Source organism: Ruegeria sp. CDSC085, assembly GCF_059610465.1.
This window is the reverse complement of the sequence record NZ_JBXWNR010000028.1, coordinates 1-25,238: the sequence shown is the minus strand read 5'-3', so window position 1 is coordinate 25,238 and position 25,238 is coordinate 1. Positions and strand designations below refer to the sequence as shown.

Below are 25,238 nucleotides of genomic sequence, written 5' to 3'. Positions count from 1 at the left end.
AATCAATCCAGACAGATGAGCCAGATCCTCTCTTAGATTACGCCGCCATCTGTCCCAAAATCCCTGACGACGGACATATACCAAACTAGGTGGGGCAGATGCATTGGCAGCACGCGGTATTGAAGACTTCAACAGTGGCATGCCGGGCTTTGAGGGCACTCTGACCACCGAAGACATATGGGACGTGCTGGCCTACATAGGCTCCACTTGGCCCGACGATGTTCAGCAAATGCAAGCCAGCCGCAACCTTCCGCACCAGTAGAAGACAGTGGTCTGGTGCAGGTTTGGGTATACACAGTTCAACTCAGCTGGTTGTGTAGTTCCTAGGGTGACACACTGCAAAATCAACATACCGCAATAGTGTTTTCTATCAGCATATTAGTCGCTCAGCGGCGTTTCCCCCAGGCTCCACCGAAACCTGAACAGAGCTAACTTATAGACGCGGACTTAAAGGGGAGCAGGTCATGAACCCAGGAGGCGGCGAGGCAATGTTATTTGACAGAGGTGGTGCAGCCCACTGGCGTAAACGAAGATACGGCGCCGACCAACAGGGTTGCCCGAGGACCTTGTCTCCAATTGGCGTAGCGAAAACGCCAGCTTGATATTCCAAATCGGCCTTTGGTACCGCACCAGGCGAGTTTTTGAGCCGTGTACTACGATTGTGCTGTTGGTTTTTACACTTAAGTAATTAAAAGATAAATCTTTTCCAAAAAAATTAGTTAAAAGTTTTTCAAGTAACCTCAGATTTCGTCAATACGTTTACAAAATTTTGTTTCAAATCCAGTAATTTGTTGTGAAATTTTCCATCGCCTTTCCATTATTGAAGTGCACATAAGTGCGCTTTCGTCTGCTGGAAGAGGAGCCAGACGACGAGAGAAAGGGAAATGGGAGGAATTAATGACCAACAAATCTGTCACACGCCGCGGCGTGTTGAAGTCTGGTGCCGTTGCAGGTACCGGTCTGGCCCTGCCTACGATCTTCACGGCTTCGTCGGCTGCCGCTTACACAAACGAACCAACCGGAGGGTCCGTAACCCTGGGCTTCAACGTTCCCCAGACCGGGCCATATGCCGAAGAGGGCAATGACGAGCTGCTGGCGCAACAGCTGGCAGTGGAACACCTGAACGGAGAGGGTGACGGCGGTTGCCTGAACACCTTCACGTCGAAGGCGCTGAAGGGCAATGGCATCCTCGGCAAAAAGGTCGAGTTCGTCACAGGTGACACCCAGACCAAGTCGGACGCCGCGCGTGCATCCGCAAAGTCGATGATCGAAAAAGACGGCGCGATCATGATCAACGGCGGGTCGTCCTCGGGCGTGGCCGTTGCGGTTCAGGGCCTGTGTCAAGAAGCAGGTGTGATCTTTATGGCGGGTCTGACCCACGCCAACGACACGACCGGCAAGGACAAGAAGGCCAATGGTTTCCGCCATTTCTTCAACGCCTACATGTCGGGCGCTGCGCTTGCGCCGGTGCTGGCTGCCGAAATGGGCACCGACCGCCGCGCCTATCACCTGACGGCTGACTACAACTGGGGCTGGACCCAGGAAGAGTCGATCGTCGCCTCGACCGAAGCCCTGGGATGGGAAACAGTCAACACTGTCAAAACGCCACTCGCGTCAACAGACTTCTCGTCCTATATCACTCCGGTTCTGAACTCAGGCGCGGACGTTCTGGTTCTGAATCACTATGGCGGCAACATGGTGAACTCGCTGACCAACGCGATTCAGTTCGGCCTGCTCGACAAAGTGGCCAATGGCAAGGACTTCAAGATCGTCGTGCCGCTGTATTCGGAACTGATGGCTGCTGGTGCGGGCGAGAACATCAAGGGCGTGCTGGGTTCGATGAACTGGAACTGGCAGCTGCAGGATGAAGGCACCAAAGCCTTCGTGAAATCCTTCGGTGAGAAGTACGGCAAACCACCGTCCAACTCGGCGCAGACCTGCTATGCACAGGTTCTGCTTTATGCTGATGCTTGCGAGCGTGCCGGCACTTTCAATCCGTGCGGTGTTGCGGAAGCGCTGGAAGACTTCGAGTTCGACGGCCTGGGCAACGGCCCGACCTGGTATCGCGGCGCCGACCACCAGTGCTTCAAGGACGTGCTGGTCGTTCGGGGCAACGAGAACCCGACCAACGCCTACGACACTCTGGAAATTGTCGAGATCACGCCACGCGCGCAGGTCGAATACGATCCGGAGCATCCGATGTTCGCGGGTGGCGCACTGGGTGAGTGTAACCCGGGCGCATAAGGCCTCGTATCATAGTCTGGCCGCCAAAATGGTGGCCAGACATCTACAGCAGGGTTGATCCTGTTGTGCCACTCAATTCACACTGACCAACCCTGAGGTGGGCCAATGGACGCCATCCTATTGCAAATTCTGAACGGTCTGGACAAAGGGTCGGCTTATGCGCTGATTGCGCTGGGGCTGACGCTTATTTTTGGGACGCTCGGCGTTGTGAACTTTGCCCATGGGGCACTGTTCATGATCGGTGCGTTCTGTGCCGTCACTTTGCAAAAACTCATGAACTTGAGCTTTGTTACCATCGACGAGAGCCAAACCGACTTTCTGGGCAACCCACTGAAGGTTGAAACGCCCTATATTGAGGCGTGGTTTGGCCCAGAGGTTGGTGCGACGATTATCGACTGGACTGTCCCCCTGGCTATCCTGTTTGCGATCCCAATCATGTTGACGGTTGGCTATGTGATGGAACGCGGGCTTATCAAGCATTTCTACAAACGCCCCCACGCTGACCAGATCCTTGTCACGTTCGGTCTGGCGATCGTGTTGCAAGAAATCGTGAAGTATTTCTTCGGTGCCAACCCAATCCAAACTCCGCCGCCCGACGCACTGAGTGGCTCTATCGACCTTGGCACAATGATCGGGTTTGATCCCAACGCGATCATCTACCCGATCTGGCGTTTGGTTTATTTTGGCTTTGCGGTCGCCATTATCGGCGCCGTCTTCTCATTCCTGCAATTCACCACGTTTGGCATGGTCGTGCGGGCCGGCATGGCGGATCGCGAAACTGTTGGCTTGCTGGGAATCAACATCGACCGGCGCTTTACGATCATGTTCGGTATCGCTGCCGCGGTGGCTGGTTTGGCCGGCGTAATGTACGGGCCGCTCAACCCACCAAACTATCACATGGGGATGGATTTTCTGGTCCTCAGTTTCGTTGTGGTTGTTGTCGGCGGCATGGGTTCACTCCCCGGAGCCGTGCTTGCCGGCTTTCTGCTGGGCATTCTGGAAAGCTTTGCCTCAACGACCTGGGCCACAACGACGATCCCGGGCATCAACCAAATCATCATCTACCTTGTTGCCATTATTGTGCTGCTCACACGCCCGCGCGGGTTGATGGGACGCAAAGGCGTGATGGAGGAATAATCGATGTTGGGACTGAACAAGAAAGACACCAGCCTGCTGATCATCGTCGGCTTCCTTACGATGCTGGCGCCCTTCATCCTGAACCCGTTCCCGGAAGGCAGCGCCATGGCGCAATTCAACGCGGGCTATCCGGATTTGATGCAGCGCTTTGTCATCTTTGGCATCTTTGCCATAGGCTTCAACATCCTGTTTGGCCTTACCGGATATTTGTCATTCGGTCACGCGGCCTTTCTGGGCGTTGGATCCTATTCAGCCGTGTGGATGTTCAAGCTGCTAAGCTACAATATCATCCCGGCCATCGCACTCAGCGTTGTGGTTGCCGGAGTGTTCTCATTGCTGATCGGGTTTGTCAGCCTGCGCCGGTCGGGTATCTATTTTTCGATCCTCACGCTGGCCTTCGCTCAGATGAGCTTTGCGTTGGCTTACTCGGTTTTGTCGAACCCCAAGTTCAACCTTACAAATGGGGAAACCGGATTGCAGGTTTACGCGGACGATCCGCAGATTCTGCAGGGCGCGAACTCGCCGGACCTGCCGCATCTGTTCGGGTTGCCGATGCGCGCAACTTACACATTGGACGTGGGTGCGTGGAGCTTTGATTTCAACGCTGGATACTATCTGTGTGCGGTGATTATGATGGTGGTCTTCTATCTGTCCATCCGAATTTTCCGTTCACCTTTCGGGATGATGCTGCGGGCGGTCAAATCGAACCAGCAGCGGATGAACTATACCGGCCTGAACTCAAAGCCGTATACGCTGGCAGCATTTGTCATCTCTGGCATGTATGCCGGCTTGGCTGGTGGTCTGATGGCCGCAATGGACCCGCTGGCAGGCGCTGAACGTATGCAGTGGACCGCATCGGGCGAGGTCGTTTTGATGACGATCCTGGGCGGCACAGGAACCTTGATAGGTCCGGTGCTGGGTGCAGGCTTCATCAAATATTTCGAGAACATCTTCTCGAAAATCAACGACAACGTATTGCACAGTTGGTTTGCTTTCCTGCCTGACGGGTTGGAGGACGCGATTGTGTTTGTGATCCATCCGTTCATCGGAAAAGGCTGGCATCTGACGCTGGGCATTCTTTTCATGCTTGTCGTTATCTACTTGCCGGGTGGTCTGGTCGAAGGAGGTCAACGTTTGCTCAACCGGGTCAAGCGCAAGAAATCGAAATCCGACGACGCGACGTCGGGCAAAACGGAACCGGCGGAATAAGGGGCGAGCCATGGCAATTCTAAGAGTCAAAGACGTCAGCAAGCGCTTCGGCGGTCTCAAGGCACTCACGGATGTGAATCTCAGCGTCGAGGAGAATTCGGTTCACGCGATCATCGGGCCCAATGGGGCGGGCAAGTCGACCTTGCTGAATTGTCTGGTCGGCAAGCTCATGCCTGACACCGGGTCCGTGTTGTTCGACAACGCCTCGGTCTTGGGGCTTGAACCCTTCCAGATCAACCAGATGGGCATAAGCCGCGTGTTTCAAACACCAGAGATTTTTGGTGAACTGACGGTGATGGAGAACATGTTGATTCCGATTTTCGCCATGCGGGATGGGGCGTTCCGGATGCATGCTTATGAGACCATCGCCAACGAAAAGGCTGTTGTCGAACAGGCCGAAGCGATGCTGGAAGAGATGAACATGGCCGACAAGCGTGAGATGAATGCGGCCTCGCTGTCTCGGGGCGACAAGCGGCGACTTGAGATTGGCATGTGCCTCAGTCAAAATCCGCGGCTGTTGTTGCTGGACGAACCTACAGCGGGCATGGCGCGGGCGGACACCAACAACACCATTGATCTGCTAAAACAGATCAAGGATGAGCGCGACATAACCATCGCCATTATCGAGCATGACATGCATGTGGTCTTCAGCCTTGCGGAACGCATCACAGTTCTGGCGCAAGGGACGCCGCTGGTCGAAGATACTCCAGAAAAAATCCGTGGACATCCCAAGGTTCGTGAAGCCTATCTGGGCGAGGCGGCGTAAGGAAAAGCTATGAACGAGAAACCTGACTTTTCGAAAAACGCCAATCTGGCCAGCACCGCCCCTGCGTTTCTTTCCGTTTGGGATATGCACTCCTATTACGGAGAAAGCTACATCGTGCAGGGCGTCAGCTTCAACGTACATGAAGGCGAGATTCTTGCTCTTCTTGGACGCAACGGCGCGGGCAAAACCTCGACGCTGCGTTCGATTGCGAGAGTTGGAGATCCAGAGGTTAGACATGGCGAAATCTGGTTGGACCACAAGCCGCTGCACAACATGACAAGCTATGAAGCGGCGGCAGTGGGCCTTGGTCTTGTACCAGAAGACAGGCGCATCATTCCCGGCCTGACAGTTGAAGAAAACCTGCAGCTTGCACAGATTGCGCCTCCGATCGGATGGTCCCTCGAACGGCTGTACGAGTTGTTCCCGCGTCTCGGAGAACGCAGGAAGCAGGAAGGGATTACACTGTCAGGTGGCGAACAACAGATGCTGTCGATCGCCAGAGCTCTTGCCAGGGACATCAAAGTGCTGCTTTTGGATGAACCGTATGAAGGTTTGGCGCCTGTCATCGTCGACGAAATCGAAAAAACCCTCATACACGTCAAGCAACAGGGTATGACCACGATCATCGTTGAACAGAACGCTGTTCGCGCTCTGGAGTTGGCGGACCGCGCGATCATCCTTGACACCGGGACCATCGTATTTGACGGAACGGCGCAAGAAGTGCTTGAAGACACCAGTCTTCGTGAGGAGTACCTGGCGATCTAAGCGTCATGCTGAATTGCAAACAGAGCCAAGGGGCATGACCAATTCGTGGCTTGGGAAGACCCGCGTTCAGTGCAGGTCCTGCCCATTCGCGCGACCAAAGGCGTTTCACCACCAAAATGTCGGTCGTCAGTTCAAATCTGAATACGGTCTTGCCGCAATAAGTTCAGTCTGGCCTGCGCTGAATACGCGCCTCAAATTTCGCGCCCCAATAGACTTGGAGCCGGGATCGATGAACTTGACCTGTCGCAGAACCCGCCGGTTGCACGGTTTCAGGAAAATGTGCCGCCGCTCGTGAAATCGCCCGGCCTTTGTTTCCAGGCGAGTGGCACGCGATGAGGGCTGGAAAGCTTGCAAGGATCGCGATAGTTCGTGGCATCCGCCACTGCGCCGACCAATCGATTGCGGCTTGGTGTTGTACCTCTTTGTACAATAGACGAGAACGTCAGGCACCAGCCCAGAGTTGCCAGTAAACTCCACGCAAGGGCTGCATCGGGAATACGGCAGCGGGTTTCGCTTCATTTCTGGCTTGTACTATCCGGCAGACCGATTGCGGTTTCCTGTTCCCAGCACCTTCACTTCCAGCCAATGGAACCCCAAAGCAATAAAACCCGCAACGAGAATGTAGAATACGGCTAGCAGGATGAGCGGCTCATAAACGATAAACGTATCGGACCGCACCCGGGATGACACGGCGTAGATATCAACCACCGTAATCGTGGCAACCAAGGGCGTAGCCTTTAACTGGAGGATGGTTTCACCACCCAGGGTCGGCAGAACGTTGCGGATTGCCTGCGGCAACCAGATGCGGCGGAACATCGTTAGCCTTGGCATTCCAAACGACTTGGCCGCCTCCAGCTGACCTTTGGCGACACCTTTGAAGGCTCCGCGCATTACCTCACCTTCGTAGCCCGCATAAGAAAGCGTTAAGGCCAGCACCGCATAAGGCCAGGCCTGACGTAGATACGGCCAAAGTTCGGACGATCGTATCCATGGGAATTGAGGGAACAGTGAGCCGAGGCCATAATACAGCAACCAAAGCTGCAAAAGCAGAGGTGTGCCCCGAATGATGGTGCAGAACGCCTTGGCAGGTGCCGCAAGGTACCAGGGCCCAACGGCCTGGGCCAACCCGAGTGGTACAGCCAGCAGAAATCCGAGAACGACGGTGACAACTAGTAGCCAGAGTGTGGTCCAGATTCCCTGCAATGCAAGCGGAGCGTATTTCGGCAACCAGTCCCACCGCAACGCCATCGCACACCAAATCACGATCCCGGCAAAGACCAGCATCATCACGATACGATGGGGTTGCATCAAAGATCTGAGATCGATCATCTGCCACCACCTTTCAGAGAAGGTTGACCGCGACGCGCCCATTTCTCGATCCGCGCGAAGATACCACCAGAAAAGAGGGTGACCATGAGGTAGAGAAAACCCGCTGCCAGAAAGAAGGTAAAATAGGCCCGGGTGCTGCTGGCGGCCTGCCGGGTTTCCAGTGTCAGTTCGTTGAACCCGACGACCGCGAGCAGTGCAGTGTCCTTGGTGGCGATCAGCCACAAGTTGGCCAGACCGGGTACTGCAAAGCCCATCATGGCGGGGATTGTGACACGCCGCATGGTCATGAAGGCGGGCATCCCGTAGGATTTGGCCGCCTCGATCTGTCCGGGTGGAACCGCCTGAATGGCTCCGCGCAGAATCTCGGTTGCATATGCGCCCTGAACAACGCCGAGAACCCAAATGCCCGCGGCGACGCCATTGACCTCGACCCGTCCTCCACCCATTGCAGCGGAGATTTTGTTGATGATGTCAGATCCCACGTAATACAGGATCAGGATCAGGACCAGTTCCGGCACGGCCCGGATTACGGTCGTGTAAATGGCAAGAAGATCGCGCGTGACCTTCCCGCCGTATAGTTTGCCATAGGCTCCGAACAATCCGATCACGAGGCCGAGCGCATATGCACCAAAAGCGATCTGCAATGAGTGGGACAATCCGCGCAGCAGATTGCCCCCCCAACCCGGTGGCGACAGCGACAGTAGCTCTGCGCTCTGCGCCAATCCAAGCGATTCCAACAGTCCGGTCACAGCAGCCGCTTAGTAGATGCTGGCTGAGAAATAGTTCGAGGTGATCTTCTCGTGCGTTCCATCGGCAAGAATTGCCGCGATGCCCTTGTTCAGCGCCGCAAGCAACTCATCATCCCCCTTGCGAACACCGGCGCCAACGCCTCGTCCCAAGATAGCCGGATCATCTGCGACGGCGCCTTTGATTCCACAGCATGCCCCGGCATCCGAGTTCACGAAGTCCGCCATGGCGATACTGTCGGCCTGAGTGGCGTCAATACGACCTGCGAAAAGATCCTGGTTGGCCTCATCCTGAGTCTGATAAACCCGCAGTTCGGAATCCTTGAAATATTCCTGTGCATAAGCCTGATGGATGGTCGACGCCTGAACGCCGACAACCTTACCGGCCAGCGACTCTGGGGTCGCTTCGATATCCATCGATTTGTCCGCGACGATTACGGCAGGTGTGTTGTAGTAAGGATCACTGAAATCAATGGTTTTCAGCCGCTCCTCGGTGATCGACATCGACGCCATGATGGCGTCGATCTGCTGTCCGGTCAGCGACGGGATGATACCGTCCCAGGCGACCGGCGTGATGACACAGTCAAGTTCCGCAGCGGCACAGACCGCATTGATGACATCGATCTCCCAACCGACCCAGTTGCCTGAACTGTCCAGCGACGCGAAGGGCGGATAAGGTTCGGCCGCGATGCCGATCTTGACCTCTTCGGCGCTGGCGACACCAGCCGAAAGGACAGCGGCGGCAAGGCCGGACACGAGCAGTTTCTTGACGTTCATTTTGGTACTCCCTTTTGGTTCATTATGTGTTGTTTTTCCGGATCAGGCGACCGAGCTGAGGAACTGCTTCAGGCGCTCTGATTTCGGGTTTCCGAAGACCTCGGCAGGTGGGCCCTGCTCTTCGATGCGGCCCTCGAAGAGATAGACAACGTGGTCTGCGACTTCGCGTGCGAATTTCATTTCATGGGTGACAAGCAGCATTGTGCGCCCTTCGGCGGCAAGATCGCGGATCACGGTCAGAACTTCGCCTACAAGCTCGGGATCAAGCGCTGACGTGGGTTCATCGAAAAGCATCACCGAAGGATCGACGGCAAGCGCCCGGGCGATGGCGGCGCGCTGTTGCTGACCACCCGAAAGATAGGCCGGATAGGTGTCGGCCTTGTCGCCGAGGCCCACCCTCTTCAGCAGTTCATGCGCCCGCGCGATAGCCTCTGCCTTCGGCACCTTGAGGACATGCACGGGCACTTCGATCACGTTTTCCAAAAGCGTACGGTGTGTCCACAGATTGAACTGCTGGAAGACCATGGCCAGCCGCGTGCGGATGCGTTCGATCTGACGGCGGTTGGAGGGGCTGCCATCCGCGTGCATTTCAACCAGTTCGCCGCCAATGTTGATCTTTCCTGAACTCGGTGTTTCCAAAAAGTTGATGCAGCGCAGCATGGTGGATTTCCCAGAGCCCGATCCCCCGATAATGGCAACAACATCCCCCTTGTTTGCAGTCAGAGAGACGCCCTTCAGAACCTCCAGCGTACCGAAGGATTTATGCAAGTCCTCAACCTTTATCGCCTCGTCGGGCGTGATTGCTTCGGGTGCGGGTGAAACTGCTTTGGCTGTGTCCATATCCAAGAATCTTCTGATTTCAGCTTGCAGTAAGCCCCGAATCTCGCAATTATGCAAGTGTATAATAACTCCATGCCATGGATGACACTGACGTGCAGGACGACAGCCGCAAATTTAAACGTGAGTCTGCCAAGTTTCGCCGCGAGGCGCTGATTCTGGCGACTTTGGACCTGATCGCCGAGATGGGCGTTCGGGGCGCCACAGTGCGTGAGATCGCAGCCCGCGCGAACGTGACCCAAGGGCTGATCCGGCACTATTTCTCATCCAAGGAAGATCTGGTTCAGGCAGCGTATGAGCACCACATGAATACGCTGACAGACCAGACAGCTGCTTCGTCAGGAAAGGGAAGCGCGGTTTCTCGGCTGACCAACTTCGTCGACGCGTCACTGCGACCACCAATCGTCGATCCAAGCGCTGTGGCCTTGTGGGCAGGCTTCCTGAACAAGGTGCAGCATGACCCGAAAATGCAGCGCATTCACCAGCAAACCTACAACTATTTCCGGGATCACCTCGAGAAGCTGATCGTCGCCGCATTGCAGGAAACAGGGCGCTCGGTCGCAGCGTCAGAAGCAATGCAACTGGCCATTGCCTGCAACGCGGTGATCGACGGCCTGTGGCTTGAAGGGGGTGCGCTTCCGGATGCTTTTTCCGAAGGCCAACTGGCGCAGATCGGTTTGGATTCTGTCAGCGCCATCGTCGGGATTTCATTGACCAAAGAGGCGGAGCAGTCATGAAGATCACATCGGTGACAGAACGGTTGGCGGGCTTGGGTGGCGCAAAGTGGGGCGTGCACCTGAAAGCGCGCGACCTTATCAAAGCCGGAGCGGATATCGTCGAAATGACGATTGGAGAACCGGACGTGCCCGTGTCGGACGCATTGGTCGAAACCACCGTTACCTCATTGCGGGCGCAGCGGACAGGGTATTCCAATGGGCGCGGAGAAGCCGGACTGCTTGACGCGCTGGCTGCACGCTATTCCGCCTCTCGCGGGCGGGCATTCGAGCCTGAGAACTTTCTGTGCTTTCCTGGAACGCAGACCGCCCTGTTTGCAGCCATGGCCGGGGTCGCAGAGGCCGGTGACGAAGTTCTGGTCGGCGATCCGATGTACGCGACCTATGAAGGTGTCGTTCGCGCATCCGGGGCCGAGATGGTACCCGCACCGCTGCGGCCAGAGCACGGGTTTCGTATGCAGGCCGAAGATATCGCGGCCCGCATCACTCCGCGCAGCCGCGCCATTCTCCTGACTACGCCACATAACCCGACGGGCGCGATCCTGACCGCCGCAGATGTTGCCAAGATCGGGCAGCTCGCTATTGCGCATGACTTGTGGATCATCTCGGACGAGGTCTATGAAGAATTAATCTTTGACGGTGCCCGATTTGTTTCGCCATTGGCGGATCCGGAACTGGCGGATCGTGTCATTGGCGTATCATCCATCTCGAAATCTCATGCCGCTCCTGGGTTCCGCAGTGGCTGGTGTGTAGGGCCCGCCGCGTTCTGCGAAGCGCTGTTGCCCTATTCCGAGACCATGCTTTTTGGCAACCAGCCTTTCATCGCGGACATGACCGAAAAAGCGATCCGCGACGGGTCCGAGGTTGCCCCCGGCATGGCCGCCCGCTTTTCTGGCCGCGCCACCCTGCTGGCCGATCGCCTTGAAGCGGAAACAGATCTGACTGTCCACCGGCCCGAAGCGGGAATGTTCGCACTCATCAACGTTTCCGCCACTGGGCTGGATGGCGAAGCGTATGCCTGGGATCTGCTACAGGCCGGGGTGGCCGTCATGCCGGGATCCGCCTTTGGGGACAGCCTGAAGGACTGGGTGCGGGTCGCCCTGACGATCAGTGACACCGACTTTGGCACTGCCGTCTCTCGTATCATCGATCACGCCAACAGCAAATCACGTGAGGTCGCATGAGCAGAATGACAATTGGCGAGGCTCTGGTTGCCAAGCTTCGCCAAAGGGATGTGACCTGCGTCTTTGGAATACCAGGCGTTCACACGGTTGAGCTGTACCGAGGTCTTGCTGCCTCGGGCATCCGGCACATTACACCCAGACACGAACAGGGCGCAGGTTTCATGGCTGATGGCTATGCACGTGCGTCGGGCAAGCCGGGAGTAGCCTTTGTGATCACTGGCCCCGGATTGACCAATACGCTGACGCCGATGGCGCAGGCGCGAGGCGATTCAATACCGATGCTGGTGGTGTCCGGTGTCAACAAAACTGCGTCTCTTGGTAAAGGCTTAGGGCACCTGCATGAGTTGCCCGATCAACTTGGGCTGGGCAAAACGGTTGCACTGGCGTCCGAACAAGTCTCCGACAGAAACGCTCTGGACCCGGTCTTGGCGCGTGTTTTTCACAACCTCACCAACGGACGCCCCGGTCCGGTGCATATAGAGGTTCCGCTGGATATCGCAGCGTTGGAATATCAGGAAACACCAGTTGAATCGATCGATCCAGAGCCTCCGGTCAACCCGGTATTGATCACACATGCCGCCAAACAACTGTCTGAAGCAAAGAAAGTCGTCATTCTGGCAGGCGGCGGGGCGAAACGTGCTGAGGCCGGGTTGCAAGCACTGGCCGAAGCCCTGGATGCCCCCGTTGTGCAAACCGTCAATGCACGCGGCCTGATGCACGGGCATATTCTGACCGTTCCGGCCAGCCCCAGCTTGAAGGCGGTGCGCGCGTTGATAGAAAGCGCCGATTGCGTTCTAGCCTTGGGAACCGAGCTTGGGCCAACCGACTATGACATGTATGCCACCGGTCAATTTGCGAAAATGTCAGGCCTGATACGGGTTGATCGGTGCAGCGATCAACTGTCACGGCATGAGGCAGCGGTTGCCATTCAAGGTGACGTCGACCTGGTTTTGCCCGCTCTGGTCGAGGCTTTGCCGCAAGAGGCAAAACAAAGCGACGGACCGGAACGTGCCAGAAAAACGCGCGACGCGGCCTGGCAGGAGATCGGCCCGAATTATCGCCATCAGGTAGAAATACTGAATGCAATGCGCTCCGCGTCTCCGAATGCTCTGATGGTCGGGGATTCCACCCAGCCCATTTATGCGGGCAATCTTTACTACGACCACGACCGGGCAGGTGGATGGTTCAATGCGGCAACGGGATATGGTGCGCTCGGCTATGGCATACCCGCAGCCATCGGCGCGTCGATCGCCGATCCGACGGTGCGGGTAATATGTATCGTCGGCGATGGAGGTGCGCAGTTTTCACTGCCTGAAGCAATGGCCGCAGCAGACGAAAACCTGTCGGTCACTTTCGTGATCTGGAACAATCACGGATACGGTGAAATTGCCACATCGATGCAGGATGCAGGTGTGACGGTCATAGGATGTAACCCCTCCCCCCCCGATTTTGCAGCAACGGCCAAGTCATTTGGCCTTTCATTCACCACGGCTCCCGCAGAACCGCAGGCCGTCGCGCAAGCGTTGCGCGAATCTGCCGCCCTGGGCGGACCGGCGATGATCGAAATCACCGTTCCGAAATTCGAACCTCAGAAAGATTGAAACATGCCAGACCCAAGTTTTGAGTTTTCCCGCGCCATCACCCGACGCCCGGCTCCGACCATAGCTGACGGATTGCGAGCAGAAGATATCGGAAACCCGGATTTCGGGGGGATGATAGCCGCGCATAAGGCATATGTGGCAGCACTGAAAAGCACCGGGGCGGAGGTGATCGAGCTTGAACCCCTGGATGCGTTTCCTGACGCGCAGTTTGTTGAAGACACGGCCCTTTGCCTGCCGCATGGTGCAGTGCTGATGCGGCCTGGCGCATCTTCGCGGATGGGGGAAGTGGCCGAAATGGCCCCGACTCTGCGTGCCTGCTACGAAACGGTCATGGAAATCAAAGGTCCCGGCCATATCGAAGGTGGAGACATCCTGGTAACCGGGCGTGAAATTCTGGTGGGCCGGTCGGATCGCACTGACGCAGAAGGTGTCGAGGAACTGGCGAAAATCACCTCTGAATGGGGGTGCAAACTGCGGGAAGTGTTCACGCCCGAGGGGGTTTTACACTTTAAAACGGATTGCTCGCTTATGGATGCTGAGACAATCCTTGCGACCCGGCGATTGGACGCTTCGGGCTGCTTTGAAGGTTACCGGGTGCTTCATGTTGCAGACGGTGAAGAGGCAGCTGCCAACGCGATCCGGTTCAACAATCTGGTACTGATGGCAGCTGGATTCCCTCGCACCGCAGAGATGCTGGACCGCGAAGGCTTTGAGGTCGTTGAAATTGACAACACCGATTGTGCAAAGCTGGATGGTGGTATGTCCTGTCTTTCGTTGAGATTCTGAGGACCTGTTGCCGACTACTGGCGAGCGGTGCACTTGTTGGAAGCGATCAACAGTTCCTAGTCTTTTTTGAAGCAATGCATCCTGACCCAAGGGATGTCGGACTTCTTGCAGAGTTTGCCCTGAAGTCCACTCTCCGTGCCCGAAGCAGAGAACTTCTTTCGGACACATTGTCATCCTTCCCGAGTTCCGGATTTGTTTAGGAACCAACCACCTCCGCCGCTATTGCAATTGCAAGATATCCGGAACACAGAGTTTCCTTTTTGCAGGCATTTTGTCCGCACCGTCAGATCGTTTCAGCCGTTTCGGCCCATCTTTGACCTTGATTTTCGGCTCGGATAGAGGCCCCCTTAAAGTCACTGGCCAGGGGCTCTTCGAAAGAGGTTCGCCGATCTTTCGGGGCTGCAGATTCAAGTCCAGGGCTTTACCAGCCACATTAACATCGCCGAAGACAACAACCTGGACATGATCTGTTTCCATAGTGGTTCGTTTCGTCGAAATATTCCCATTGGAAATACTGATCGGTGCGCGCAAGCATACGATTGGAGCAACCTTTTGTTTTTCCTTGGCAAACACCCAAGGCAAGACCCCTAGCCCTGCCAGATCAAGAAGCTGGGTTTCGATCGAGCCATCGCGCATTGAAACTGTGGCGCTGCCGCTCATGGTGTTGGCAAAGTGTTTGGGTGAATCGGTTTCTCCGGTCACCGAAAAATCTGCGTAGATCGTACCGCTGGCGCCCTTTTTGAAGTTCAGACTGTGAAGAATATCATCCAGTTGCCAACCGCCTGCCTTGCCGGTCAACGTAAGCAGATGCGCTTCGTCCGACAGATCCATTTGCCCGCTGACATCGAAATGAGCGCCTCCGTATTCAAACTTCAAAGGCCCGGCCTTGAACTCATTTTCGTTGAGCGTCAGTTCGCTTTGCAAACTGCTGATGCCTTTGGCCCCTTCTATGTGCCGAAGATCAATATCAACATCCATATCCACACCGGACAACAGAATCGAACGGCCGATAGGTTTAAGCGTCACATCTCTTAGCGGGCCAGTGTCACTGGCTTCTTTATTGGCGTCTTCTTCGCTCGGCTCTGAACCGCCTAACTTCCTCAACTGTGCGACCGCCTGAACGATGGTTCGGATCTGGTCTATCTTTATCAGGTCACTTTCAATGGTACCCCGCAATACAGGGTCGCTTGTTGCATCATCAAGATCGGCTGCAATTTGCAGGACAGAGTCGGCAACCCCGACTTTGGCATTTGCGTTCCAATCGGTGCCTTGGCTAACCAACCCTATTTCAAAGCGAGCTTGCCCGGTTTCCACGCGTTCAAGTGACAGTGCCTCCAACAGATCCGCTCCGGATGGGACTTCGACATCAATTGCCAGATCCAGGTCCTCGAATTTGAGCACATTCTTGACAGAACCATGTACCCCAAGAGCCCAGACATCAGTTTCACTCGTCTGACCATCCAAATTCGTCAGCGAAAGCTGATTGATACCGCCGCTCAAATGAAAGTCGCCGGAAAACCTGCCAAGCCGGTCGTCCGGCCCTAACAGCTCTGGTGAGATCAGACTGCTTGCCGGAATATCCATCAGACCTTCAGCTGATATGCCTTGCAGCTTCAGCGCGTCATCGACCGACCCGTTCAAAATGATAAACGGATCAGCTGGGTTCCCAATTCTCAAGTTGATGCTCCCCACACGCAAGGCGCTTTCGGGTGTTCGGGAAAGCTCGGAAAACTTGATTGGGGGTGGGCCTTCGCCTGAGGTATCCAATGTGAACCCGTTGGTCTGAATTACCATTTGTCGCTGAGGAACCTGCCCAGGAACACTGTCCATAACCATATCAACCGCGACAAGTTTGAGATCATATCGTGATACGGCGGGGGCTGGCTCAGAGTTTTCCGGGAACAACCGAATACGGGTCGTCAGCGATACATCTTCCGGGTTCCCCAACTCTCCGATTTTCCCCGTCAGCGAGACGCTTTGACCTCCATCCAACTCCGCCAGCACGGTCAGATCATCGATCCGGGCTATGCCGTCAGCCGTTTGGACTGTTGCACCAAAACTCCCTGTACCTTCCAAAACACGATTGAGCTTCAGGATGTCGAGGAGCTGGCCAAGTTCCGCAATCTCCATGGTCGTCCTCACCTGTAGCCCGTTTTCCTGAGGGACCTCTTCGGCAACAATCGAGACTTGTTCAAAGTCCACCGATACCTGAAACGGATCTGCCGCTGGGAACGTCCCACTCAGATCAAACCCCTCTCCGTTTAACGAACCGGTTCCTACCGCAGTAGCAGTGTTGGTTTGATCGTTGCGTTTCAAAAGCAGTTCAGGAAGCTGCAGGTCCAGTTCAAGCCCGTTCAATTCGTTCTGATAAAAAATTCTGATATCCGTCAGGTCAACTTTGCGGTCCGTCAGCATTCCGACAACAGGTAGAGGCCGAGACTTTGCGGTTTTCCCGGCTGCAGCATCCGCTTGAGAAATGGACCGCCAGTTTCCAACGCCATCTTTGTCTGTGATCAGGTTCAGGTGAAGACCCGAGACGGAAAGGCCACTTAGCGAAAGCTTATTGTTCCAAAGGTCACGCGCGGAAATGTCAAATTCAAGTTTGTCGATTGCCGCCAGCTTCGCACCTGTTTTCGGCGAACCGGGTAGTACCAGCCCTGCCGCTGATATCTGCAACTGCCGACCAAGGCCGAGACGTACTTCATCTTTTATTCTAACGTCCTGACCAAGTTTCTTGCTGACCAGGTTTTCAACGAAAGCTGTTCTGACAGAAGAAAACAACGCGGAAGACAGGAGAAGCCAGGCCGCAAAAACAGAAACAAGCGCGATAGCGCAACAAATTAAAACACCTTTGACAATGTATCCCACACTTCTCTCCCAAGGTTCCAATTCTTCCCGCGCAACCTCATCAGACAGGTCCAAGTAGATTGTTAGTGCATGATTGGCCTGTGATCCATCGGGATGATAGTTTCAGGCCCACGCGGGCGAGAGCGCAATTCGCTCCGGTAACGTTTATGATGTCTACTCTAAATCGGGCTGTGTTGAGATTATTCGACCTGGTTTCGGGAGTAAGATTTGACCCTCTGACCTTCAGGTCATGAGCCTGACGATGTGAAGACGTTAAGCAATTCATCCGGGAGATCGATTATTGTCTTAATTTCTTTTGGCTGACGGTGCTGACAGCACTGACGGTGAAGCCGTTTTGGAGTAAGCGTTGCAGCGCCGCATGAGGAGGCTCCAAGCGCAAGGAGCGCCCCTTGGAGCGCTAAGTGGTTGATATTTTACTGGTAATTTTGGTTGCGGGAGTAGGATTTGAACCTACGACCTTCAGGTTATGAGATAGCTTGAGCCTACCTGCACCAACTACGCTTGAAAACGCCGCATTACCCCATCTTATTGGAATCATTGTTTTATTATTGACGCCCTACGCACGCATTTCCTACCTCTTACGCCATGAACCGCTTCCAGTTGCTTCCACAATGCTTCCACGGGGCGATGACAATGAAAGGATGAGGGATGCCCAAACTGACCAAACGCGCCGTAGAAGCCCTGCCCGTTGAGGCGAAAGATTACTTTGTTTGGGATAGTCAGATTGCCGGGTTTGGTGTCCGAGTCATGCCCTCCGGTGCCAAGACCTATCAGGCGCAATATCGCAAAGGTGGGAGAACCCGGCGTGTCTCCATCGGTCGGCATGGCAAGATCACAGTTGATGAGGCGCGCAAGCTGGCAAAGGAAGTCATGGGGCAAGTGGCAAAAGGTGAGAACCCTGCCGAAGAGATTTCCCAACATCGCCGCGCGCCAACGGTCGCTGCCCTGTGTGAGCGGTTCTTTGACACTCACGTCAGGGAACGCTGCAAGCCTTCCACCCAAGGGGAATATCGCAGGGCAATTGACCTGTTCATCGTTCCGGCCATTGGCAGCTTCAAAGTGGTCGATGTGGAACGGAAGGACATTGCCGATTTGCACCACAAGTTTCGAGACAAACCCTATCAGGCGAACCGGACATTGGGCGTGTTGTCCAAGATGTTCAATCTGGCGGAAATCTGGGGCTTGCGCCCAGACGGGTCAAACCCGTGCCGCCATGTCCCGAAATACCGCGAAGAAAAGCGGGAACGATACCTGAACCAGAATGAGCTTCAACGGCTTGGGCAGGTTTTGGCAGACGCGGAACGGGACGGATCGGAGACACCGTTTGTGGTTGCCGCGTTCCGATTGCTGATCCTAACCGGCTGTCGCCTTGGTGAAATTCAGACCTTGCAATGGTCTTTCATCACCGACGTTGGAATGGAGCTTCCAGACACCAAAACGGGCGCGCGGCGCATTCCTTTGCCCCAAGCCGCACGGGCGATTCTGAGTGCCCTGCCACGGCTTCCTGACAACCCTTACGTCATTGCCGGGGCTGTTCCCGGCCATTACGCCACCGACCTGCAAAAGCCATGGCGTCGAATACGTAAACAGGCTGCTCTGAATGATGTTCGCATTCATGACCTGCGCCATACTTATGCTTCAAATGCGGTATCATCAGGAATGCCCATTCAGATGGTCGGGCGGTTGTTGGGTCACAGCCAGATTCAGACCACTATGCGGTATGCGCATTTGGCAGATGATCCAGTGCGGCATGCTGCAGAAGAAAATGCGGCGCGGCTCAATATGTTGGTCGGAGGGCAGGAAACCGGCAGGGGGCAGCATCTGGTTAGGTAAGGCATTAAGCGCGCCCAACTCCAATGACGTATACGAAGGCTGCCTATATTACGTAGCGCGTCTACGTATACGATACGTTACATAGGTATTTTCTCACGATCTGGAATCATCATGCCCAGCGAATATTCTGGGTAGATAAGTCATGTAACGAAACGGAAAATGCGAATGTCGGTTCAGAGTCTTCACCGCCTCTTGATATCCCGCGCAGCATTTGTCACGAAAGGCAGAAACACTTCTTCTAAATAAAGCAGTCAGATTAAAGGTATAGCTCAGAGTCACCGATGCTTCAGCAAGCACATCACGACGTTATGGGTTGAGAGCCGACCTTCATTTCATAGTACCGGATGACTTGCTCTGCGGATAAAGCCACCTGACGGGGTACAAAGTAATCTGACAGCCGTCTTCTCTTACTATGGCGCCAAGACACCAAAAAGCATGTTATATTGGCGCTTTTTCCCGTCCAACTGTCGAGTTATCTGTCGGAAAGCCAATTTCGCTAAGTGCTAAAACGATACGAGCCATTAGGATAAATAAGTGTCACCCCTTTGCCTGCTGGCGCTTTAGCAACTGCAATCGGATAACGCTTGTTTTCCAGTGGGTTCTTCGTGATTAATCCGTCCTTTCTATCGACCCCTCTCCACAGCCGACCCCTTGCCTTGGAAAGCACGAAAACCTGTCCGTTCGAAGTGACTACATCTTTGACTTTGTAGTAGTGTTCGCCCCCTTCGCCCCAAACATAGGCGTTCATCTTCCATTTTTTAGAAGTACGGTCCCATATGTTAAGATAACCGTGTCTGTCTGACGTCCAGATGTCGCGAGTAGTGGGGTGCAAAGTAGTGTTTATCGTCCAAGCCCCCGATACCTTTTGCCAAACCTTTCCGACTAATTCATATGCCTGCCAGCCAAGGCCACTTTTTCCAGGATCAATCCTGCCAAATATCGAAGAAACAGCGAAGCTAGGATTCTCAGATGCAAAAACATTTGGTTGAAGGACCAACAAAGGAGGGAAATTTCCTCCACCTTTGGAGCCTTGCCGAATCAACTTCCATTCCTGATCCGATTGGGAAAAATAGAAAAGTCGGCGGTCATTTGCGGTTGCAAATGCATCACCACGACTGTTGGTCGATACTCGGTAAGCGCGATCTTTATTATCCGGAAGGCTATGCAAAACCCACCTTTTTGTCTTCTGGTCGAGGTAGTAAGGTTTAGATGCAGCCACACACCAAACGTGCCCGGCCTCGGAAAAATCTATGTATTGATAGCGTCCTTGCGCGAGTGTTTTTCCTTGCATTTTAGAGTCCTCCAGCTTGCACTCATGGCCAGAACATAAATGCCATAATTAGAGTACGTTGCGGTTCAGACTCCATGAAACTTAGTAATCCCCATACTGTCAATCTCGGAGCAAAAGGGGGCACGATCCTCGCAGGGCCTTTTTTTGCTTGCACACCCGAAGTTTTCGGCGTTTGCGATTAATGGTGATCTGCTTCGTGAGACTCCCAAACGTTTAAAGAGAGTTTACAGCCTGTTCTTCATATTCGTTGGTCTGGTTTGGTCAAGCGGTTGGCGCTATTGCACGGGCGTTTGGCTCAATGACCGTTATCGTGCGCATTGTGGAAATTGGTTGTAGAAGCAGCGTTTGGCACAATGGCCTCCAATTGTCGTTCGCTGCGATACCAACCAAGGTCCGGTATAGGCCGGAAGCACCAGTTGGACCGCCCCGAGTGAAAGGATTATTTGTCCGCGTTGTCGCCGCACACTTGGGCGGCTAGCGAGATCGTCATTTGGATATCGGTCATCAATAATCTTACGTTACATAGGGAGCGCGAACGCATTACGTTACATAGAGGGTTGATCCTGCCGTATTCGATTTCTACCCATGGGCTAACGCGAAACCGCCTTCCACAGTCAGCGCAAAACACCGCAACCCACGAGTAGACCGAGACCAACAAAATGAGTTACTTAGAAATTTGGAAGCAGTCCCATTGGCTTTCCAAATCTGCAGAAGCGTTTGCTAAGCATTGCTACAAAGATGAGTGGGTCGCAGCGCAGGATTTGCGCGGGGACAAAAATTGGCTTGAAGTCTTTGGCGACGCGATGGCGCAGGCGAGCACCGAGGTCGCAGACGGATGGGAGCGCGCCGAAATCGGTGCTCGAAAACTGAGTGAAGTCAGCTCGCCGAAGCTTGAGCTAAAAAGACGTGCCACTGATGAAATCGTGAAATGGTTGAGAAAAGGCGTTTATCGCGCCTATGGCTTCGATAGGCCCCGGACCCTTGACTTAGAGCCGGTTCAAATCCCGCGAGAGGCTTGGAACGAACGCTTTGTCTTTGAAAAGAACGAAGTGCACTGTCAGTCTCTGCGTTTCATTGATGTCCGAGTACGCATGATTAGCGCGGCGAATGATCCGCTTTTGAAAGCTCAGCCCTTCCCTGTTCCAGTAAAAGCGGGGCGACCTTCGATAAAAGAAGATGTCGAGGCAGCGTTTCGTGTTTTGGCGGCGCAGGAACAGATAGACGTTTCCTTGCCTGCAAAGGCTAACATTGACCGTGTTCGGCAACAGATGCGCGCTGCTAATCCTGAGAAATATCCGCACGCTGACAAGCCGGGATACGAGGGTATAAGGCCTCATTTCGCACCATTCTTTGAAGAATTGAAGAAAGCCAGAAAACAGTAAATTCGCTGGTGATTTACTGTAGTATTTACTGTTTCGGAGTTGGGGCAGAACCGAGAGCATCAACAACTCAACACGGAGTAAACAGATGCTCACAAACGAACCCGCAAACGACAACAACCGCCCTGCTACGGATTATCTGGACGGCTTTATCGACGAAAGCAAAGCCGCCGACTTCCTGTGCCAGAGCGTGCGCACCATCCAGAAATGGCGCGTGACTGGGTTTGGCCCAAAATTCTACAAGTCCGGTCGGTCTGTCCGCTACCGCCGCCGTGAGCTTCTGGAATGGGCCGAGGCGCGTCGCTACGGCAACACCAGCAGTTACACCGCAGCCTGAGTTTTGCCCGCACAGGGTTGGCAGCGCTGTGCGGGATTTTGGGGCCGGAATGGCTCTGACGGGGCGCGGGCGAAACGGTCCCGCGTCCCTTTTCTCAAACATCAACGGAAAGACACTGAACCATGGCAAACCAGCCTGCACAGAAATTCAAGATCGGCCTGATCACTGCAACCATATGGAACAATGACGGCTTCTACTCAGTCGATATGTCCCGCGCCTACAAAACCGACACCGGCGAATGGCGCAACGCGACCAGCTTCCATCATTCAGACCTGCTCAATATTGCCAAATGCGCGGAGCGCGCCGAAATCTGGATTGGCCGTCAAACCAATGCCAGGTGATGGCAGCGCCGGAGCGGCTTCGCTCCGGCCCCAAAACAAATGCTGCCCCGCCGGAGGCACAAAGGGGGCATAAGCCCCCGCACTCTTTTCCCTACATCGCCAAATATCCCAGCGGCAGGGCATGCTGCGATAGAGGGGGGTCTTGTAACACCCCCCTCCACGAATACGAAAGCGAAGGTCAGCGCAAATGGAAGCAACAATCCTGCATTCGGGCTTCGATGGGCTAAAATTCACTATTCAGACGGATATCCATGACAGCTTTCGCGAAGAATTGGCTTCCGCCAAACATCACGCCAAAGAGACCTATAGCGATTGTGTCCTCGAATTTGGCTCCGTGTCGCTCAACGTGACCAGCAAGGGCGCACGCGGCTTCACCGCCCATACGGGCGACCACGGGGCCGTATGGCTGTTTCAAGACCCGCAGGACCGTATTTCCAACAATCCCGGCATCACCATCGACTTTCGTGCCTTTGGCCTTGCTACAGGCGGTCTGGAAGGCGCTGAGCAGCACTTTCGCGATTGCATGGAAGCATTTGGGGTCAAATATGTAGAGACGCAATTGCGGGTCGCGCGGGCTGACTTTGCCGTGGACTTGCTGGCCCCTTGGTTTGAACCCGACCGCGAAGCCTTGGTTGTTCCGCCCGGAACCAAGGTCACGGAGTATACGGGCGTTGATGAGACCGCGACCGTATCCAGCGGAGCGCGTGTGGTTGGGCTGCGTGCCGGGGCCGTCGCCAACCGGCAATTGGCGATTTATGACAAGCGGGCCGAAGTGATTCAGCAAAACAAAATGGGCTGGTTGACCATCTGGAACGCAGCACTTGAAGCTGCGGGAAAACCGCCCCTTGATCTGACCGACCGGTCCTCAAGTCAGGTCTGGCGCTTTGAGATGCGGCTTGGCTCCAAGCAACTCCGCAACCGGTTTGAGATGCGCAATTGGCAGGACGTGCACGACATCATCGGAGACGCCTTCACAGACGCGGTTGAACGCATTCGCTACTGCATGCCCATCGCAGACGGAAATCGCGCACGCTGGCCCACTCACGAACTTTGGCACCAATTTGAGACTGTTATCGGGAATGACCTCTTGCAGAACTGTGCAGGCGTTCGGCCCAGCGACGTGATGGACGCTAATCGCGTTGCCAAAATGCGGGAACTGGATCGGCAAATTCTAGGCCTGCTTGTCTCTCGAGCAGCTGCCTCAGGTGTATGTCCAGACGAATTTCATGACTTTTTGGAGAACCATTTTGAAGCCTTGAAACGCTACTCTGTCGATCACCCGGTTCCCATCGATGAACGGTTGGGGAGGGCGGCAAGCCGGTACCAGTTCAAGTAGATATCCAAGACAACTGGCACTACTTTAACGTGAATTAGCTGCTTGAATGATATGTACTATTTCGCCGCTTTTCACTTCAGGAGTTCGGTAAAATTGCTCTCGCCCTCCACTAATTGGCCACTACAGGAATGAAAACTCTTGTGACGTAGATCAAAGCCCATTTTTAGACCAAGGGACGCTTTATCCGCCGAAATTCCTGAGAATAACGTGCATACCAAACGTTACAGAAACAGTTATAGCCCCTATACCCGCGGTCCATTGCTTGGCTTTCCAAGTTAAATTTTGAAAAACGTAAGCAGCAGAACCTTCTTGGAATTGATAATTGTTTTCTCGGTTGTCCATAGCGATGCCGACAGAACGATACCCAAAAATGTATTGAAAATAATCCAACACGATTGTGAGCAGTCCCGCTAAACCCGCAAGCCCGACAAAGAATCCGTAGCTTTCAACGTATGAAGTTGCAAAGCCAGAAGAGGATGTGTGTACTGCAAAAATCCAAGCGACTATACCAAATCCGATATATCGAGTTGTTTCACTGATACGGCTCGTTATGTTTTGCTCTAACTCAACGCGTCGCTGCCATATCTCCTTCATCTCACTTTCAGGAGAGGGTCTATTTAAAACAGGGCCTTCAGTCATTCCTCTTCCTTCGCATTGGGCCAGGTCGATCCTCCCATGGAGGCCGTGGTCGCGGCTTGGGCTTGGGCGTGTCTTTGAATCGAAAGCCTCCACCAGACTGTCCGACCGTCGTAAAGGCCTCAACGGACAAGTTAGGAGTGTTTTCTTTCAAAAGTATCGAATCCGTTGTTCCGGTGCGCAACGAACGTCCAGTAGATGTTCTACTTTTCCGATAGCCCTCTAGCAGCCTTGCCAAACTTGCGGGAACTAAGGTTCCCCTTTTTAGAAGAACTATTTGCCCCATTCGGACAGGGGATTTCACGACCTGCATCCAAGCGATCTTCGACATTTTCAATTGAAGAGAAAAAGCGGGTCGCCTTTTGCCGAAACTACGGACTGAGACCCATAAAAAGTCCTCAGAAATGCTTTCTACTTTCAGTATGTGTCGTTCCGTAAGACGCTGCAATACGACTGGGTGCCCACTTTTCTCATCAACGGGTTTCCCAATTACATTAACGACGGCTTCCCCAAATACGTTAGGCGAGCGTTTCTTTATTTTACTTCTTTTCAAAGTCTTAGATACCTACTTAGCCTTTTGGGTGTAATGCTTCTACTATGTACTATTGGCCTAAATTACAAAGTTTGCATCATCAACCAAAATATCATCTTCAGTCACATCTTGCTGTGAATAAACTCAATAGCAAAGCGTCGACTACTTCTGGATCAAGCGATTCTGTGTTTAGCAAGATGTATAGGTTTCGTCTCTTCTCAGTCAGCTACACCTGGTAGAAACACTCCTAGCTTAAACAGAGAGGAACACTGTTGATCTCAATCGTCTTCTGTTTCGAACACCAACAACATCTTCCTTTTTGTGATATTTCTTGAGGAAATACTCGGAATCGGTATGTTTTGGCCCTCCTGTGTTCCCTCCGCCACACCAATATTTCCGTCCCGTTTGCTTCCACAGTGCTTCCATCGCCATCGCGACAACGCAAAACACCGCTCTTAGGCGGTGTGTAACGTATTGATTTATTATAGTATTTTTGGTTGCGGGAGTAGGATTTGAACCTACGACCTTCAGGTTATGAGCCTGACGAGCTACCGGGCTGCTCCATCCCGC

The 25,238-nt window shown here is 54.1% G+C and carries 22 protein-coding genes; 15 read left to right on the top strand and 7 right to left on the bottom strand.

Annotated elements, in window-relative coordinates; genetic code table 11:
• Positions 1–103 precede the first annotated feature (103 nt).
• The 6 genes from AC2FJB_RS21645 to AC2FJB_RS21620 all read left to right on the top strand — a co-directional run bounded on the left by AC2FJB_RS21645 (position 104) and on the right by AC2FJB_RS21620 (position 6,121).
• Positions 104–262 (top strand): c-type cytochrome, encoded by a 159-nt coding sequence (locus AC2FJB_RS21645; RefSeq protein ID WP_496720925.1) that lies wholly within the window; start codon positions 104–106, stop codon positions 260–262.
• A 635-nt stretch (positions 263–897) separates the two neighbouring features.
• Positions 898–2,244 carry a substrate-binding protein gene (locus tag AC2FJB_RS21640; protein WP_496720923.1) on the top strand — a complete coding sequence of 449 codons (1,347 nt, stop codon included), beginning with the start codon at positions 898–900 and terminating at the stop codon, positions 2,242–2,244.
• 105 nt (positions 2,245–2,349) lie between these two features.
• Positions 2,350–3,381 (top strand): branched-chain amino acid ABC transporter permease, encoded by a 1,032-nt coding sequence (locus AC2FJB_RS21635; RefSeq protein ID WP_299902324.1) that lies wholly within the window; start codon positions 2,350–2,352, stop codon positions 3,379–3,381.
• 3 nt (positions 3,382–3,384) lie between these two features.
• A complete protein-coding gene (locus AC2FJB_RS21630; RefSeq protein ID WP_117872377.1) occupies positions 3,385–4,590 on the top strand; it encodes a branched-chain amino acid ABC transporter permease in 1,206 nt (401 codons plus the stop codon).
• Positions 4,591–4,600: 10 nt separating this feature from the next.
• Positions 4,601–5,356, top strand: coding sequence for an ABC transporter ATP-binding protein (locus AC2FJB_RS21625; protein WP_496720921.1), 756 nt, complete (start codon positions 4,601–4,603; stop codon positions 5,354–5,356).
• A 9-nt stretch (positions 5,357–5,365) separates the two neighbouring features.
• The gene (locus AC2FJB_RS21620; protein WP_117872373.1) at positions 5,366–6,121 is read left to right on the top strand and encodes an ABC transporter ATP-binding protein; all 756 of its coding nucleotides are present in this window, start codon (positions 5,366–5,368) and stop codon (positions 6,119–6,121) included.
• A gap of 531 nt (positions 6,122–6,652) precedes the next feature.
• Here the strand turns inward: AC2FJB_RS21620 and AC2FJB_RS21615 are convergent.
• The 4 genes from AC2FJB_RS21615 to AC2FJB_RS21600 are packed head-to-tail and all read right to left on the bottom strand — an operon-like array spanning position 6,653 to position 9,813.
• Positions 6,653–7,450, bottom strand: a complete 798-nt coding sequence (locus tag AC2FJB_RS21615) for an ABC transporter permease (RefSeq protein ID WP_117872371.1) — start codon at positions 7,448–7,450, stop codon at positions 6,653–6,655.
• Positions 7,447–8,199 (bottom strand): ABC transporter permease, encoded by a 753-nt coding sequence (locus AC2FJB_RS21610; RefSeq protein ID WP_117872369.1) that lies wholly within the window; start codon positions 8,197–8,199, stop codon positions 7,447–7,449. The genes AC2FJB_RS21615 and AC2FJB_RS21610 overlap by 4 nt, the downstream gene beginning before the upstream one ends.
• Before the next feature lie 9 nt (positions 8,200–8,208).
• Positions 8,209–8,973, bottom strand: a complete 765-nt coding sequence (locus AC2FJB_RS21605; protein WP_496686331.1) for a transporter substrate-binding domain-containing protein — start codon at positions 8,971–8,973, stop codon at positions 8,209–8,211.
• Between the two features lie 42 nt (positions 8,974–9,015).
• Positions 9,016–9,813, bottom strand: a complete 798-nt coding sequence (locus AC2FJB_RS21600; protein ID WP_299902334.1) for an ABC transporter ATP-binding protein — start codon at positions 9,811–9,813, stop codon at positions 9,016–9,018.
• Between the two features lie 77 nt (positions 9,814–9,890).
• Between AC2FJB_RS21600 and AC2FJB_RS21595 the strand changes: the two genes are divergently transcribed.
• From AC2FJB_RS21595 to AC2FJB_RS21580, 4 genes are read left to right on the top strand one after another with little or no spacing between them, the layout of a single operon-like run.
• On the top strand, positions 9,891–10,547 hold the full coding sequence (locus AC2FJB_RS21595; protein WP_117872363.1) for a TetR/AcrR family transcriptional regulator: 657 nt from the start codon (positions 9,891–9,893) through the stop codon (positions 10,545–10,547).
• Positions 10,544–11,728 (top strand): pyridoxal phosphate-dependent aminotransferase, encoded by a 1,185-nt coding sequence (locus AC2FJB_RS21590; protein WP_117872361.1) that lies wholly within the window; start codon positions 10,544–10,546, stop codon positions 11,726–11,728. Before AC2FJB_RS21595 ends, AC2FJB_RS21590 begins: the two co-directional genes overlap by 4 nt.
• Positions 11,725–13,329, top strand: coding sequence for a 5-guanidino-2-oxopentanoate decarboxylase (locus tag AC2FJB_RS21585; RefSeq protein WP_496720917.1), 1,605 nt, complete (start codon positions 11,725–11,727; stop codon positions 13,327–13,329). Before AC2FJB_RS21590 ends, AC2FJB_RS21585 begins: the two co-directional genes overlap by 4 nt.
• A gap of 3 nt (positions 13,330–13,332) precedes the next feature.
• Positions 13,333–14,115, top strand: coding sequence for a dimethylarginine dimethylaminohydrolase family protein (locus AC2FJB_RS21580; protein WP_496720915.1), 783 nt, complete (start codon positions 13,333–13,335; stop codon positions 14,113–14,115).
• A 219-nt stretch (positions 14,116–14,334) separates the two neighbouring features.
• Here the strand turns inward: AC2FJB_RS21580 and AC2FJB_RS21575 are convergent, their stop codons facing one another.
• Positions 14,335–15,699 carry an AsmA family protein gene (locus tag AC2FJB_RS21575; RefSeq protein WP_496720913.1) on the bottom strand — a complete coding sequence of 455 codons (1,365 nt, stop codon included), beginning with the start codon at positions 15,697–15,699 and terminating at the stop codon, positions 14,335–14,337.
• 1,932 nt (positions 15,700–17,631) lie between these two features.
• On the opposite strand from AC2FJB_RS21575, the gene AC2FJB_RS21570 reads away from it, so the two are divergent.
• Positions 17,632–18,816, top strand: coding sequence for a site-specific integrase (locus tag AC2FJB_RS21570; RefSeq protein ID WP_496720911.1), 1,185 nt, complete (start codon positions 17,632–17,634; stop codon positions 18,814–18,816).
• Positions 18,817–19,312: 496 nt separating this feature from the next.
• Here the strand turns inward: AC2FJB_RS21570 and AC2FJB_RS21565 are convergent, their stop codons facing one another.
• On the bottom strand, positions 19,313–20,107 hold the full coding sequence (locus tag AC2FJB_RS21565; RefSeq protein ID WP_496720909.1) for a hypothetical protein: 795 nt from the start codon (positions 20,105–20,107) through the stop codon (positions 19,313–19,315).
• Positions 20,108–20,766: 659 nt separating this feature from the next.
• On the opposite strand from AC2FJB_RS21565, the gene AC2FJB_RS21560 reads away from it, so the two are divergent.
• From AC2FJB_RS21560 to AC2FJB_RS21545, 4 genes are all read left to right on the top strand, one after another.
• Complete coding sequence (locus tag AC2FJB_RS21560; protein WP_496720907.1) at positions 20,767–21,489, top strand: hypothetical protein; 723 nt, start codon at positions 20,767–20,769, stop codon at positions 21,487–21,489.
• Positions 21,490–21,574: 85 nt separating this feature from the next.
• On the top strand, positions 21,575–21,823 hold the full coding sequence (locus tag AC2FJB_RS21555) for a helix-turn-helix transcriptional regulator (protein ID WP_496720905.1): 249 nt from the start codon (positions 21,575–21,577) through the stop codon (positions 21,821–21,823).
• A gap of 122 nt (positions 21,824–21,945) precedes the next feature.
• Positions 21,946–22,164 carry a hypothetical protein gene (locus AC2FJB_RS21550; RefSeq protein WP_496720903.1) on the top strand — a complete coding sequence of 73 codons (219 nt, stop codon included), beginning with the start codon at positions 21,946–21,948 and terminating at the stop codon, positions 22,162–22,164.
• 187 nt (positions 22,165–22,351) lie between these two features.
• Positions 22,352–23,500 carry a hypothetical protein gene (locus tag AC2FJB_RS21545; RefSeq protein WP_496720901.1) on the top strand — a complete coding sequence of 383 codons (1,149 nt, stop codon included), beginning with the start codon at positions 22,352–22,354 and terminating at the stop codon, positions 23,498–23,500.
• Between the two features lie 180 nt (positions 23,501–23,680).
• Here AC2FJB_RS21545 and AC2FJB_RS21540 read toward each other — a convergent pair whose 3' ends face one another.
• Positions 23,681–24,139, bottom strand: a complete 459-nt coding sequence (locus AC2FJB_RS21540; protein ID WP_496720899.1) for a hypothetical protein — start codon at positions 24,137–24,139, stop codon at positions 23,681–23,683.
• Positions 24,140–25,238: the final 1,099 nt, after the last annotated feature.

Bases quoted from the DNA above. Each gene is read 5' to 3' on its own strand.
- AC2FJB_RS21640 (WP_496720923.1), top strand. From the start codon at position 898: ATGACCAACAAATCTGTCACACGCCGCGGCGTGTTGAAGTCTGGTGCC.
- AC2FJB_RS21635 (WP_299902324.1), top strand. From the start codon at position 2,350: ATGGACGCCATCCTATTGCAAATTCTGAACGGTCTGGACAAAGGGTCG.
- AC2FJB_RS21630 (WP_117872377.1), top strand. From the start codon at position 3,385: ATGTTGGGACTGAACAAGAAAGACACCAGCCTGCTGATCATCGTCGGC.
- AC2FJB_RS21625 (WP_496720921.1), top strand. From the start codon at position 4,601: ATGGCAATTCTAAGAGTCAAAGACGTCAGCAAGCGCTTCGGCGGTCTC.
- AC2FJB_RS21620 (WP_117872373.1), top strand. From the start codon at position 5,366: ATGAACGAGAAACCTGACTTTTCGAAAAACGCCAATCTGGCCAGCACC.
- AC2FJB_RS21615 (WP_117872371.1), bottom strand. From the start codon at position 7,450: ATGATCGATCTCAGATCTTTGATGCAACCCCATCGTATCGTGATGATG.
- AC2FJB_RS21605 (WP_496686331.1), bottom strand. From the start codon at position 8,973: ATGAACGTCAAGAAACTGCTCGTGTCCGGCCTTGCCGCCGCTGTCCTT.
- AC2FJB_RS21600 (WP_299902334.1), bottom strand. From the start codon at position 9,813: ATGGACACAGCCAAAGCAGTTTCACCCGCACCCGAAGCAATCACGCCC.
- AC2FJB_RS21595 (WP_117872363.1), top strand. From the start codon at position 9,891: ATGGATGACACTGACGTGCAGGACGACAGCCGCAAATTTAAACGTGAG.
- AC2FJB_RS21590 (WP_117872361.1), top strand. From the start codon at position 10,544: ATGAAGATCACATCGGTGACAGAACGGTTGGCGGGCTTGGGTGGCGCA.
- AC2FJB_RS21585 (WP_496720917.1), top strand. From the start codon at position 11,725: ATGAGCAGAATGACAATTGGCGAGGCTCTGGTTGCCAAGCTTCGCCAA.
- AC2FJB_RS21580 (WP_496720915.1), top strand. From the start codon at position 13,333: ATGCCAGACCCAAGTTTTGAGTTTTCCCGCGCCATCACCCGACGCCCG.
- AC2FJB_RS21575 (WP_496720913.1), bottom strand. From the start codon at position 15,699: ATGGATATTCCGGCAAGCAGTCTGATCTCACCAGAGCTGTTAGGGCCG.
- AC2FJB_RS21570 (WP_496720911.1), top strand. From the start codon at position 17,632: ATGCCCAAACTGACCAAACGCGCCGTAGAAGCCCTGCCCGTTGAGGCG.
- AC2FJB_RS21565 (WP_496720909.1), bottom strand. From the start codon at position 20,107: ATGCAAGGAAAAACACTCGCGCAAGGACGCTATCAATACATAGATTTT.
- AC2FJB_RS21560 (WP_496720907.1), top strand. From the start codon at position 20,767: ATGAGTTACTTAGAAATTTGGAAGCAGTCCCATTGGCTTTCCAAATCT.
- AC2FJB_RS21555 (WP_496720905.1), top strand. From the start codon at position 21,575: ATGCTCACAAACGAACCCGCAAACGACAACAACCGCCCTGCTACGGAT.
- AC2FJB_RS21550 (WP_496720903.1), top strand. From the start codon at position 21,946: ATGGCAAACCAGCCTGCACAGAAATTCAAGATCGGCCTGATCACTGCA.
- AC2FJB_RS21545 (WP_496720901.1), top strand. From the start codon at position 22,352: ATGGAAGCAACAATCCTGCATTCGGGCTTCGATGGGCTAAAATTCACT.
- AC2FJB_RS21540 (WP_496720899.1), bottom strand. From the start codon at position 24,139: ATGACTGAAGGCCCTGTTTTAAATAGACCCTCTCCTGAAAGTGAGATG.